We start from the raw sequence: 12,985 nt of genomic DNA on the forward strand, positions 1-12,985 counted from the left end.
CAGCGCAACCCCGGGCACAAGGCTTGAGCCGTTCGTTTTCCCGGGCCGGGCGCCGTGTCGAGCGGCAAAGGTACCGACCGCTCATCGCTTTAGGAATGCTGCATGTCCACCCCCACAGTCCGCGAACAATTCCTTGTTATCAGTGCCCTTGGCGCCAACCCCATGGAGCTGACTAACGTCCTGTGCCGCGCCAGCCATGAAAATCGCTGCGCCGTCGTGACCTCACGCCTGACCCGCCATGGCGAATGCAGTGCACTCGTGCTCGAGATCTCCGGCAGCTGGGACGCCCTGGCGCGCCTGGAAGGCAGCCTGCCGGTGCTGGCCAAGAAGCATGCCTTTACCGTCAACGTCGTGCGCAGCGCCGCCCTGGAGAACCGTCCCCAGGCCCTGCCTTATGTGGCCTACGTGAGCTCGGCCTACCGTCCGGACATCATCAATGAGCTGTGTCAGTTCTTCATGGACCACCACGTCGAGCTGGAGAACCTGACCTGCGACACCTATCAGGCCCCACAGACCGGCGGCACCATGCTCAACGCCACGTTCACCGTGACCCTGCCCGCCGGCACCCAGATCAGCTGGCTGCGCGATCAGTTCCTGGACTTCGCCGATGCGATGAACCTGGATGCCCTGATCGAACCGTGGCGCCCACAAAACCCAATGTAAGGAAGCGTTCATGGCCGTTGCCGTCGACCAGCCGGTTACCGATTTCCAGGCGCCCGCCACCAGCGGGCAGACCATCAGCCTCGCCGCCCTCAAGGGCAGGCAGGTGGTGATCTATTTCTACCCCAAGGACAGCACCCCCGGCTGCACCACCGAAGGCCAGGGCTTTCGCGATCAGTACGCGCAATTCCAGGCCGCCAACACCGAAGTGTTCGGCGTCTCCCGGGACAGCCTCAAGTCCCACGAGAACTTCAAGTGCAAGCAGGAGTTCCCGTTCGAACTGATCAGCGACAAGGACGAGGCGGTCTGCCAGCTGTTCGACGTGATCAAGCTGAAAAAGCTCTACGGCAAGGAATACCTGGGCGTTGACCGCAGCACCTCCCTGATCGACAAGAACGGCGTGCTGCGCCAGGAATGGCGTGGCGTGAAGGTGCCGGGGCATGTAGATGCGGTGTTGGCGGCGGCCCAGGCCCTCGACAAGGGCTGAAACTTTCGCTGCCTGTACTGGCGCTATCGCGAGCAAGCTCGCTCCCACACGGGATAAGTGGTGTTACTCAATCCAGTGTGTGAGCGAGCTTGCTCGCGATGAGGCCATCCGCCTCACCCCATCGGTCAAAGCTACAACAACGGCGCTACAACCGGCTCCTTGCTCGGCCACGCATCCAGCACTGCCTTGAACAGTGTCGCCAGGGGAATCGCAAAGAACACCCCCCAGAATCCCCACAGCCCGCCAAACAGCAGCACCGCACAGATGATCGCTACCGGATGCAGGTTCACCGCCTCGGAGAACAGCAGCGGGACCAGCACATTACCGTCCAGGGTCTGGATGATCCCGTAGACCGCCATCAGGTAGATGAACTGATCGCTCCAGCCCCACTGGAACAGCGCAATCAAGGCCACCGGCACGGTCACCACCACGGTGCCGACGTAAGGCACCACCACTGAAATGCCCACCAGCAGCGCCAGCAGGGCGGCGTAATTGAGCCCCATGGTCACGAAACCGATATAGGTCACGCCGCCGCAGATGAAAATCTCGATGACTTTTCCGCGAATGTAATTGGCGATCTGCCGATTCATCTCCTGGGCCACTCGGGTGATCAGCGCCCGCTCACGAGGCAGGTAGCCACGCACCCAACGCCCGATCATTTCCCGGTCCTTGAGGAAGAAGAACACCAGGATCGGTACCAGCACCAGGTAGATCATGATGTTGACCAGAAGTGGCAGGCTGGACAGCGAGAACGTCAGCGCCCATTGGCCGAACTTGCCGATCTCGCCGCGCACCACTTCGATGGTCTGCAACACCTGCTCATCGGACACCAGGTGCGGATAACGCTCAGGCAGCAGCAATAGCAGGGATTGCCACTTGGCGAGCATCCCCGGCAACTCGTTGAACAAGGTCACCAACTGGTGCCAGAGCAACGGCACGATCACCACGACAAACACCACCAGCACGCCCATGAACAGGGCAAACACCAGCCCGACTGCCACAGTGCCGGGCAGCCGCAAACGCTCCAGCGTCGTGACCAGCCCCTGCATGAGATACGCCAGCACCATTCCCGCCAGCACCGGTGCCAGCATGCCGCCCAGGGTCAGCACGGCGGTAAACGCCAGGAACAGCAGCACTGCCAGAACCACCGCCTCTTCATCGGAGAAGTAGCGCTGAATCCAATCGCGTAACACTTTGAACATTAAAAATCCTTAAGAGGCGCTATCGGTTTTTTTCAGGCCTTTTTCAGCCAGTAACGGTAGACGCCGTTTTCGTCTTCTTCACGCAGCAGCGTATGACCGGCCAATCGGGCGAAGGTGCGAAAGTCACGTTGCGAGCCCGCATCCGTGGCGATCACCTTGAGCACACTGCCGCTGGCCAGGCGGTTGAGTTCCAGCTTGGCCTTGAGCAACGGCAACGGACAATTCAGGCCGCTGGCGTCCAGTTCGGCATCGTGGGCTACAGCATCAGTCATGGGCTCGCTCCGCGGCAGGTCGTTGAGCGGCCTAGAATATCTGGTCCCGGGCCCGGTGTCCGGCTACAGTAGGGTCTTTGTCAACTAAGGCTTCGTGCATGACATTTCTGCGCCCCACCCTGCTGACGCTCGCTTGCCTGCTTGCCTCACCGGGCTTCGCCGACGACTTGCCGTCACTTGGCGATGCCAGTTCTGCCATCGTCTCGCCAGAACAGGAGCACCAACTGGGCCGCGCCTGGCTGGCCCTGCTGCGCAGCCAGGTTTCACAGCTCAACGATCCACAGCTCAAGGACTACGTCGAAACCAGCGTGTACAAGCTGGTGGAAACCAGCCAGGTCAACGACCGGCGCCTGGAGTTCATCTTGATCAACAGCCCGCAGCTCAACGCCTTCGCCGCACCGGGCGGCATCGTCGGGGTCAACGGCGGCCTGTTCCTCAACGCACAGACCGAAGGCGAATACGCCTCGGTCATGGCCCACGAACTGGCGCACTTGTCACAACGCCACTTCGCCCGCGGCGTCGAAGCCCAGCAACGCATGCAGGTGCCGATGATGGCGGCGCTGCTGGCTGGCATCGTGATTGCCGCCGCCGGTGGCGGTGACGCCGGGATCGCGGCCATCGCCGGGACCCAGGCCGCCGCCATCCAGGAACAACGGCGCTTCTCGCGCCAGAACGAACAGGAAGCCGACCGCATCGGCATCCTGAACCTGGAGAAAGCCGGCTACGACCCGCGGTCCATGCCGACCATGTTCGAGCGCCTGATGCGCCAATACCGGTTCGACGCCAGGCCTCCGGAATTCCTGCTGACTCACCCGGTGACCGAATCGCGGATCGCCGACACCCGCAACCGCGCAGAGCAGGCGAAGCCGGGCGGCATCGAAGACAGTGTGCGCTATCAACTGATTCGCGCGCGGGTCCAGCTGACCTACGAAGAAACCCCGGGCCTGGGCGCCAAGCGCTTCCGGGCACAGCTGGATGAGAACCCGAATAACGACGTGGCCCGCTATGGCCTGGCGATCGCGCAGATCAAGGGCGGCCAGTTGAATGACGCCCGGGAGAATCTCAAGCCGCTGCTGGCCAAATCGCCCAACGAGATCATCTACAACCTCGCCCAGGTAGACCTGGACATCACCAGCAACAAACTGGCCGACGCTCAATCCCGCGTCGACCGGATGCTGAGCCAGTACCCGGGCAACTATCCGCTGAACCAGGTCCGCGTCGACCTGCTGCTCAAGCAGAACCGTCCCGCCGATGCCGAGAAAGCCCTGGAAACCTTGCTCAAGTCGCGCCCGGACGATCCGGACATCTGGTACATGGTGGCCGAGACCCGCGGGCTGTCAGGCAACATCATTGGCCTGCACCAGGCCCGTGCCGAGTATTTCGCCCTGGTGGGCGACTACCGTCAGGCCATTCAGCAACTGGACTTCGCCAAACGGCGCGCCGGCACCAATTTCCCCCTGTCGTCGCGCATCGATGCCCGCCAGCGGGAACTCATGGAGCAGGAACGCATGGTCAAGGACATGATGGGCTGAGCATTCGCCAGGCATAAAAAAACCGCCTCTTTCGAGGCGGTTTTTTTTCAGCGGCTAACCGATCATTCGGCCAGCTTGAAGGTGATGAAGCTCGCACGCCCCTGACGCAGGACCCGCATCGACACCGAACGATTCTTCGGCAATGCCTTGGCAATGTCGGTGAATTCCTTGGCCGAACCGATGGCCTGGTTGTTCAGGTGCGTGATGATGTCGCCCGGCTGGAGACCGATCAACGCGGCAGGACCGTCCTGCACTTCCTTGATCACCACGCCGCCCTGGAGCTCCAGGGTGCGCTTCTGCTCTTCGGTCAGCTCGGCCACGGCCACGCCCAGGCGATTGCTGCTGCGCTCGACGCCGGACTTGGCCAGCGAATCCAGTTCCTTGCCCTCTTCAGGAATGGCCCCGACGGTCAACTCGACGTTCTTGCGCTTGCCCTCGCGGATCACTTCCAGATTGGCCTTGGCGCCAGCCTTGAGGGCCCCCACCAGGTGCGGCAGGTCGGCGGACATGACGATCGGCTGACCATTCATGCTCAGAATCACGTCACCCACTTGCAGACCGCCCTTGGCAGCCGGGCCACCTTCCTGGATCTGCGCCACCAGCGCACCGGCAGGTTTATCCAGCCCGAACGACTCGGCCAGGTCCTTGTTCACTTCCTGGATCACCACACCCAACCAGCCACGGCTGACCTTGCCTTCGCTCTTCAGTTGGTTGGACACGTCCAGGGCAACGTCGATCGGAATCGCGAACGACACGCCCATGAATCCGCCCGAACGGGTGTAAATCTGGGAATTGATGCCGACCACTTCACCGTTGAGGTTGAATAGCGGGCCACCGGAGTTACCCGGGTTGATCGGTACGTCGGTCTGGATAAACGGTACATAGTTTTCGTTCGGCAGGCTGCGACCGATGGCGCTGACAATACCTTGGGTCACGGTGTGGTCGAAGCCGAACGGCGAACCGATGGCAACGACCCATTGGCCGGCTTTCAGGTCCTGGGATTTGCCCAGTTTGAGCACCGGCAGGTCCTTGGCCTCGATTTTCAACAGCGCCACGTCGGAACGTGGGTCGGTGCCGATCAGCTTGGCCTTGAGCTCGCTGCGGTCGGCCAGGCGAACCAGGATTTCGTCGGCATCGGCGATCACATGGTTGTTGGTCAGGATGTAGCCGTCAGACGAAATGATGAAGCCCGACCCAAGGGATTGGGCTTCGCGCTGACGGCCACCGCCGGGCGAACGGGGTTGTTGTGGCATGCCACGCTCGAAGAACTCCCGCAGCATCGGCGGCAAGCCTTCCAGGTCCGGCATCTGCTGGTCCGATACACGGCGATCCGGCAGCTTCTGGGTCGTGCTGATGTTCACCACGGCGGGTGAAGCCTGCTCGACCAGTTGCGTGAAATCAGGCAATTCGACCGCCACGGCAGGAACGGCCTGACCGAGCACAAGCACGGTGGCAAAAATGGAGAGATAGGTTTTCAAGCGTGGTATCGACATACGGCTCCCGTTACGACGAGCATGGTTAAGCGATATGGAGCAAGGAATACCAGGGAAAGATACGCCGGTATTTTTGTTCCGGGAACAGACAAGGCCAGAGCCGAGCGGCTCTGACCTATAGAAAAAAAGCTGTTTTTTTGCAAATGAAAATGCTGACAGGAAGTTTCGGCATTTCGATCAAGCCCTGGCGTCATCAGCCTCTCGCGCAATCGAACCACCCGCGCCGTCAACCGACTATTGAGTCGCGGTGACGTCGGAGCGCATGGAAAGCGCGATCCGTTCCGCCGTACCGATAGGAATCTCACCGACCACCGTGACCATCATTTCGCCCTGGGGTGTCGTGAGCCTGCGGGAGACGGCAGCCGTCGGACCGAGTTGAGTACGGGTATCGGTGGCGTTGGCACCGTTCAACGGCTCCAGGAACACCGAGAAGCGCGCCAGGCCATCGTCGTACATCAAACTGCTGACCTGGACCTGGGTGTCCGGGTCCTTGCGCATGGCACTGCTGGTCAGTTCAAAGCCGGGCGGCAACCAGTCCGAGTGCCAGGCGGCTTTCACCGCAACGGCCTTGGCGGGATCCTGCGCGACAGCCTTGCATTCGGCGCTGGCTTGCAGGTCACCGTCCGTGGGCGCGGCGACGTTCAAGCGGGTGAACTGGAAACGTTCGAGCAACTGGCCCTTGTCATTGAGCAACAAGGACTTGAGCGGCAGGCCGGTCTCTTTGTCCAGGTGCAGCTCGAAGCCATAACGATGCTGGTCCTTGGGCGTCAACGCCACGATGACCGCTTGACGCCCGGCCACGCGCGACTTGCCTATGACCGCAAGGTCATACCAATTCTTGAGTTTTTGCGGATCGAGCGCACGTGAAGAGCTGTCCGGCGTATTGCCCAGCCCCGCGATCAAGGAGCCGCTGACGCATTGAGTATGCCCATCAATGCGCACGACTTCCTGTGCCGAGCCGTCGAGCTGGAGTAACCGCTCGCGGACCTTGCCATCCTGGACGCGATGCCAGATGTTATGCGTAGAAAAACTACCGTTGCGCTCGTAAACGAAAGTGCCCTGGAAGCTCTGCTTTTGCTCGGCTTGACTCAGGCGGCTCAACCAGTCCTGAGCCTCATCGGCATGGGCTGGAATCGCACACCAGCCACCAAGCAGAAGCGTGAATAGAGGTATGGCGCGCAATGGTTTTCCTTATTAACGGTTTTCCAGGCTGGCGGCACGGGCGTAAGGCAGCGCGCTTTCGGTACCTTTCAGTGCAGCTTGCTGGGCATGCTGACGCAGGTAGTTGGGCAGACGCTGATCATGCCAGCCGGGCTGGCCTTGCAGAACACCGTTGACCATCGGGCCTGCGGTTTCCGAACCTTCGCTGTAACCGGCCAATACCGCCGGACCCTTGACCTGCGGAGCGGCCAAGCCAGGCTGGTTGGACTGCTGCGCCATTTGCACGCCGGCAATCTCATCCTGGTTGTACAGGCGCACACCGGCCAATACGGCAACGGTGACCGACGCGGCTACCGCCAGACGACCCAGGCTGCGCCATGGTCCGCGTGAAGCTTTTGCCGGTACGGCTTCGTCAGCCAATGCAGCAGAAACGGCCGCGGCGATGTCCAGGCGTGGAAGCAGCAAATCCTTGTGCATGACAGCCCGGGCGATCTGGTAACGAGCCCAGGTCTCACGTGTTTCAACATCGTCAAAGGCATTCAGTACCCGACGTAATTCAAGTTCGTCCGCTTCGTTGTCCATAACTGCGGACAGCGATTCCTGCAGGGCTTCACGACTCATGGCGTTCCTCTCTTGGCTGTCGCCGCTGTCTCTAGTTTTCCTGCAACAAAGGTTGCAGGGCTTTATCGATGGCCTCCCGAGCGCGGAAAATCCGGGAGCGCACGGTGCCCACAGGACATTGCATGACGCTCGCAATGTCTTCGTAACTCAGACCGTCGAATTCACGTAAAGTTAAAGCTGTACGCAAATCTTCAGGCAGTTGCTGGATGGTTCGATGGACGGTGCCTTCAATCTCATCCCGCAGCAACGCACGTTCCGGTGATTCGAGATCCTTGAGGCCATGATCGCCATCATAGAACTCGGCATCTTCAGAACTTACGTCACTATCCGGCGGCCGCGTGAAACCAGATAGTTTTTCGCCGTGTTAATGGCGATGCGGTAAAGCCACGTATAAAACGCGCTGTCCCCGCGGAAATTACCAAGTGCGCGGTAGGCCTTGATGAAGGCTTCCTGAGCGACATCCTGCGCTTCATGGGTGTCGTGCACGAAACGCACGATCAACCCGAGAATTTTGTGCTGGTATTTCAGCACTAGCAGATCGAAAGCTCGCTTGTCGCCGCGTTGGACCCGCTCGACCAGCTGCTGATCCTCTTCCTGGGTTAGCATGAACACTCCTCGATAAGCTCGAAGGAGGCTTGCATTACTAATTGACCGGGCTTGCAAACATAGACTCGGGCTTTTCGCAAAAGTTCTCCCCCTTCCAAGCAAGTTTCCGGCGCGCTCTGATCTCGGCACGCACGAAAAACGCAGCAGGAGATTCCCCGGCTGCGCGAATAATCTGTCATCGGGTCTGTCGGCAGAGATTCCAATCGAAATCTTGCACCAACCCGACGCTGCTCCCTTTTGCAGACAACCGTCTATTGAACGTAGGCGCTTGGCAAAAGTTCCCGCTATTTACATCACCATGTATTGAATATCAGGCCCCCATGACGTGATAAACAGCGTTCTATCCTCGAAACGGCCGCCTTTGTCGACTCAAAGCCAAGCGGATGATCCGACGAAGCGTGTCGCTTTTCTGTCACGCTGGTTTCACATTGCCATGAATGCCCGGCTATTGTGCCGATCCCCCCCTCTATATACTAGTGGGCTGCGTGGCTGCCCGACCCGTTGAAGCGGTGTCTGGCGCCAACCCCGACCCGGGTCGCCTTGAGCGGAAACCATTCGAATGAGCCAACAGTTTCAACACGATGTTCTGGTAATCGGCAGCGGAGCCGCCGGATTGAGCCTGGCGCTGACCTTGCCTGCGCATTTGCGCATCGCAGTGCTGAGCAAGGGCGACCTGGCCAACGGTTCGACCTTCTGGGCCCAGGGCGGTGTCGCCGCCGTGCTGGACGATACCGACACTATTGAATCCCATGTCGACGACACCCTCAACGCCGGCGGTGGCCTTTGCGATCCGCAAGCGGTGCGTTTCACCGTCGAACACAGCCGGGAAGCCATCCAATGGCTGATCGACCAGGGCGTGCCGTTTACCCGTGACGAACAATCGGGCACCGAAGACGGCGGTTTCGAGTTCCATCTGACCCGCGAAGGCGGCCATAGCCATCGGCGCATCATCCACGCGGCCGACGCCACGGGCGCGGCGATCTTCAAGACCCTGCTCGCCCAGGCGCGATTACGGCCGAACATCGAATTGCTGGAACAGCGCGTCGCGGTCGACCTGATCACCCAAAAACGCCTGGGCCTGGACGGTGACCGCTGCCTCGGCGCCTACGTGCTCAATCGCGGCACCGGCGAAGTCGACACCTACGGCGCGCGCTTCGTCGTCCTGGCGTCCGGTGGCGCGGCGAAAGTCTACCTGTATACCAGCAACCCCGACGGCGCTTGCGGCGACGGCATCGCCATGGCCTGGCGTTCGGGTTGCCGGGTGGCGAACCTGGAGTTCAACCAGTTCCACCCCACCTGCCTCTATCACCCGCTGGCCAAGAGCTTTCTGGTGACCGAGGCCCTGCGTGGCGAAGGGGCCCATTTGAAGCTCCCCAACGGCGAACGCTTCATGCAACGCTTCGATCCGCGCGCCGAACTGGCGCCGCGTGACATCGTCGCCCGGGCCATCGACCACGAGATGAAGCGCCTGGGTATCGATTGCGTCTACCTGGACATCAGCCACAAGCCCGAAGCGTTCATCAAGAGCCACTTCCCGACGGTGTATGAGCGCTGCCTGGAGTTTTCCATCGACATCACCAAACAACCGATCCCGGTGGTGCCGGCGGCGCACTATACCTGCGGTGGCGTGATGGTCGACCAACACGGCCGCACCGACGTGCCTGGCCTGTATGCCATTGGCGAAACCAGCTTCACCGGCCTGCACGGCGCCAATCGCATGGCCAGCAATTCGCTGCTGGAATGTTTCGTCTACGCCCGCTCGGCGGCGGCGGACATTCTCGAGCAATTGCCGCGGATCGCCATTCCGGTCGCCCTGCCCTCGTGGGACGCCAGCCAGGTCACCGACTCGGACGAAGACGTGATCATTGCCCACAACTGGGATGAACTGCGGCGCTTCATGTGGGACTACGTGGGCATCGTGCGCACCAACAAGCGCCTGCAACGGGCACAGCACCGGGTGCGCTTGCTGCTGGATGAGATCGACGAGTTCTACAGCAACTACAAAGTCAGCCGCGACCTGATCGAACTGCGCAACCTGGCCCAGGTGGCGGAACTGATGATTCGCTCGGCCATGGAACGCAAGGAAAGCCGGGGGCTGCACTACACCCTCGACTACCCGAACCTGCTGCCCGAGGCACTGGACACTATCCTGGTGCCGCCCACCTACGCCGACTGAACCTGAGCCGCACCCGCAGGCGCCGGTGGACATCCGGCGCCAGCGCGTCGCGGAGCACGCACAGTGATCGGACCCGCCGCTCGCCCTGCAATCGGAAACGCAGCACGATGATCAGCGGCAGCGCCAGGCTATCGGGGCGCAACTGCACAGCCCGCCAGCCATCGGCCCGGCTCCAGAGCTGCCAGCCAGCGGCATTGCGACGCAACCCGCAAAAGGCCCGGCGATGGGTCAACACCACATGTCGGGGGATCACCCAGGCACCATGGGCCAGGCACACGATAACGCCAAGCGCGGCGCACCAGGACGCGATGGACAACAGAAACAACGAACCCAGGGCGAACACCTGGGCCAGCAGATAGGCCGCCAGCAGTTGCCCAGAGGCCTGCCAGCGGCATTCGAAGCGATTACTTGGGTTGGACACGGTCCAGGATCATCCGGACCATGCGCTGCAGCTCGGGGTCTTCGGATTCGCTGCGCTCCATGAACCAGCCGAACATGTCCTGATCCTCGCATTCGAGCAGGCGGACGTAGCACGCACGGTCCACTTCATTGAGATGGGGGTAAACCTCTTTCACGAACGGCACCAGCAACACGTCCAGCTCAAGCATGCCGCGGCGGCTGTGCCAGTAGAGGCGATTCAGTTCAACATCTTCGACCATGGAGCGCTCCTCAAATAGAGCGCAAGTATACAGGCCTCGCCACAGCGCAACAGACGGCTTTGGTCAGGCACCACCGATCCTTTGTGAACTACCCATTTCAAGGGCGTCCCCTTATGATGTCTACCAGACTTTTTACCCTGCGATGACCCATGGCTGATTTCGCTTTTTTCTGCACCCTGTCCCACGAAGGCGTCCTTGCGGTCCGCGGCGTGGATGCCAGCAAATTCCTGCAAGGCCAATTGACCTGCAACCTCGACTACCTGAGCGACAACCGGGCCAGCCTCGGCGCCCGCTGCACGCAGAAAGGCCGGATGCAATCGAGCTTCCGCATCCTGCTCGAAGGCGACGGTGTGTTGATGGCCATGGCCACCGAACTGCTCGAACCGCAATTGGCGGACCTGAAAAAATACGCCGTGTTCTCCAAATCCAAGCTCACCGACGAAAGCGCCGCCTGGATTCGCTTCGGCCTGGAAAATGCCGACGATGCACTGGCTGGGCTGGGCCTCGAACTGCCGAGCGACACCGACAGCGTGGCGCGCCATGAAGCCCTGATCGCCATCCGCGTGTCTCCCGGCCGCGCCGAGTTGTGGGCACCCGCCGAACAGGCACAGGCACTGCGAACCCGCCTGGGCGCAGAACTGGCCGAGGCGGACCTGAACCCCTGGCTGCTGGGCCAGGTCCGTGCCGGGATCGGCCAAGTCATGCCGACCACCCGAGAACTGTTCATCCCACAGATGCTCAACCTGCAAGCCGTCGGCGGCGTCAGCTTCAAGAAAGGCTGCTACACCGGCCAGGAAATCGTCGCCCGCATGCAATACCTGGGCAAGCTCAAGCGGCGCCTGTATCGCCTGCAACTGGACGCCAGTGAACTGCCGGAACCCGGCACGGCGCTGTTCTCTCCCACTCACGGCAGTTCCATCGGCGAAGTGGTGATTGCCGCCCGCGGCGAAGGAAACATTGAACTGCTGGCGGTATTACAGGCCGAAGCTGCAGAAGATGACAATCTGCACCTCGGTGCCTTGGAAGGCCCTCGCCTTCAATTGTTGGACCTGCCTTACGAACTGGACCGCGACCGCGAAATCCAGCGCTGATCGCAGCATTTGTCGCAATACCCTAGAGAACCGAAATGAGCGATTTGGCGGATAAGGTCCAACGGGATTTGGTGCAGGCCATCGATAACGATGACCTGGTTCTGCCAACATTACCGGAAGTGGCCATGCAGATTCGCCGGGCCGCCGAAGACCCGGAAATCAGCGTCAGCAACCTGAGCAAAGTGATCGGCCGCGATACGGCCCTCTCGGCACGCCTGATAAAAGTGGTCAACAGCCCGCTGTTGCGGGCCACCCAGGAAGTCACTGACCTGCACACGGCCATCACTCGACTGGGCGTCAACTACAGCAGCAACTTGGCCATTGGCCTGGTGATGGAGCAGATTTTCCATGCCCGCTCCGAGGTGGTGGAACTGAAGATGCGCGAAGTCTGGCGCAAAAGCCTGGAGATCGCCGGCGTCAGCTATGCGTTGTGTCGCAGCTACACCCAACTCAAGCCGGACCAGGCCGCGTTGGGTGGGCTGGTGCATCAGATCGGCGTGCTGCCGATCCTTACGTACGCACAGGACAATAACGAACTGCTGTCGGACCCGGTCAGCCTCAACCATGTCATCGAGACGATTCACCCGGTGCTAGGGGATAAATTGCTCAGCGTCTGGGAATTTCCGGAGCGCTTGGTGAAACTGCCGGGGCTGTATCTGGACTTCAACCGCGACTCCAAGCAACTCGATTATATCGACCTGGTGCAGGTCGCTGCGCTGTATTGCTACAAGGACACCGACCATCCCCTGAGCAAGATTGATGTATTTGGCGTCCCAGCCTTCAAGAAACTGGGCATCGACCCGGAGAACAAGGCCCGGTGTGCGGATATCGAAGAAGCGCGGTCGATGTTTTATTGAGTTCCAGGCTGACAGCCACGAAACCTGGATCAAGCGCTGACCTGTGGCGAGGGGATTTATCCCCGCTGGGCGGCGAAGCGGCCCCAACTGGCGATTGCAGCCTATTCAAACAGACTGCGAGGGGCGCTTCGCGCCCCAGCGGGGATAAATCCCCTCGCCACAACAGCA

Annotated in this window: 13 protein-coding genes and 1 pseudogene; 6 read left to right on the forward strand and 8 right to left on the reverse strand. The window is 60.9% G+C overall.

Features of this window, described 5'->3' with window-relative positions; genetic code table 11:
• Positions 1-102 precede the first annotated feature (102 nt).
• The gene (locus BLO80_RS25685) at positions 103-663 is read left to right on the forward strand and encodes a glycine cleavage system transcriptional repressor (protein WP_003184325.1); all 561 of its coding nucleotides are present in this window, start codon (positions 103-105) and stop codon (positions 661-663) included.
• 10 nt (positions 664-673) lie between these two features.
• Positions 674-1,147 (forward strand): peroxiredoxin, encoded by a 474-nt coding sequence (locus tag BLO80_RS25690; RefSeq protein WP_092332697.1) that lies wholly within the window; start codon positions 674-676, stop codon positions 1,145-1,147.
• A gap of 131 nt (positions 1,148-1,278) precedes the next feature.
• Here the strand turns inward: BLO80_RS25690 and BLO80_RS25695 are convergent, their stop codons facing one another.
• Together BLO80_RS25695 and BLO80_RS25700 are read right to left on the reverse strand one after the other, a co-directional pair.
• Positions 1,279-2,349, reverse strand: coding sequence for an AI-2E family transporter (locus BLO80_RS25695; RefSeq protein ID WP_092332699.1), 1,071 nt, complete (start codon positions 2,347-2,349; stop codon positions 1,279-1,281).
• 32 nt (positions 2,350-2,381) lie between these two features.
• On the reverse strand, positions 2,382-2,621 hold the full coding sequence (locus tag BLO80_RS25700; RefSeq protein WP_053120054.1) for a sulfurtransferase TusA family protein: 240 nt from the start codon (positions 2,619-2,621) through the stop codon (positions 2,382-2,384).
• Positions 2,622-2,719: 98 nt separating this feature from the next.
• On the opposite strand from BLO80_RS25700, the gene BLO80_RS25705 reads away from it, so the two are divergent.
• The gene (locus tag BLO80_RS25705; protein ID WP_092332701.1) at positions 2,720-4,153 is read left to right on the forward strand and encodes a M48 family metalloprotease; all 1,434 of its coding nucleotides are present in this window, start codon (positions 2,720-2,722) and stop codon (positions 4,151-4,153) included.
• Positions 4,154-4,215: 62 nt separating this feature from the next.
• On the opposite strand, the gene BLO80_RS25710 is transcribed toward BLO80_RS25705, so the two are convergent.
• The 4 genes and pseudogenes from BLO80_RS25710 to rpoE form a co-directional block, all read right to left on the reverse strand.
• Positions 4,216-5,646 (reverse strand): DegQ family serine endoprotease, encoded by a 1,431-nt coding sequence (locus tag BLO80_RS25710; protein ID WP_092332703.1) that lies wholly within the window; start codon positions 5,644-5,646, stop codon positions 4,216-4,218.
• Between the two features lie 234 nt (positions 5,647-5,880).
• On the reverse strand, positions 5,881-6,828 hold the full coding sequence (locus tag BLO80_RS25715; RefSeq protein WP_092332705.1) for a MucB/RseB C-terminal domain-containing protein: 948 nt from the start codon (positions 6,826-6,828) through the stop codon (positions 5,881-5,883).
• Between the two features lie 12 nt (positions 6,829-6,840).
• Positions 6,841-7,428, reverse strand: coding sequence for a sigma-E factor negative regulatory protein (locus BLO80_RS25720; protein WP_014337028.1), 588 nt, complete (start codon positions 7,426-7,428; stop codon positions 6,841-6,843).
• 31 nt (positions 7,429-7,459) lie between these two features.
• Positions 7,460-8,034, reverse strand: a pseudogene (rpoE, locus tag BLO80_RS25725) (RNA polymerase sigma factor RpoE).
• A gap of 559 nt (positions 8,035-8,593) precedes the next feature.
• Here rpoE and nadB point away from each other — a divergent pair.
• Positions 8,594-10,210, forward strand: coding sequence for an L-aspartate oxidase (nadB, locus tag BLO80_RS25730; protein ID WP_092332707.1), 1,617 nt, complete (start codon positions 8,594-8,596; stop codon positions 10,208-10,210).
• On the opposite strand, the gene BLO80_RS25735 is transcribed toward nadB, so the two are convergent.
• Positions 10,179-10,631: a protein YgfX gene (locus BLO80_RS25735; RefSeq protein WP_092332709.1), complete on the reverse strand. Its 453-nt coding sequence runs from the start codon at positions 10,629-10,631 to the stop codon at positions 10,179-10,181. The two genes, nadB and BLO80_RS25735, sit on opposite strands and share 32 nt — an antisense overlap.
• Entirely contained in the window at positions 10,615-10,869 is a 255-nt protein-coding gene (locus BLO80_RS25740; RefSeq protein WP_003184348.1) for an FAD assembly factor SdhE, read from the reverse strand. Before BLO80_RS25740 ends, BLO80_RS25735 begins: the two co-directional genes overlap by 17 nt.
• A 149-nt stretch (positions 10,870-11,018) precedes the next feature.
• On the opposite strand from BLO80_RS25740, the gene BLO80_RS25745 reads away from it, so the two are divergent.
• The gene (locus tag BLO80_RS25745; protein ID WP_092332711.1) at positions 11,019-11,960 is read left to right on the forward strand and encodes a CAF17-like 4Fe-4S cluster assembly/insertion protein YgfZ; all 942 of its coding nucleotides are present in this window, start codon (positions 11,019-11,021) and stop codon (positions 11,958-11,960) included.
• A gap of 35 nt (positions 11,961-11,995) precedes the next feature.
• Positions 11,996-12,817 (forward strand): HDOD domain-containing protein, encoded by an 822-nt coding sequence (locus BLO80_RS25750; protein ID WP_092332713.1) that lies wholly within the window; start codon positions 11,996-11,998, stop codon positions 12,815-12,817.
• Positions 12,818-12,985 lie beyond the last annotated feature (168 nt).

The organism is Pseudomonas sp. NFACC56-3, assembly GCF_900100025.1.
GTDB lineage: Bacteria > Pseudomonadota > Gammaproteobacteria > Pseudomonadales > Pseudomonadaceae > Aquipseudomonas > Aquipseudomonas fluorescens_AA.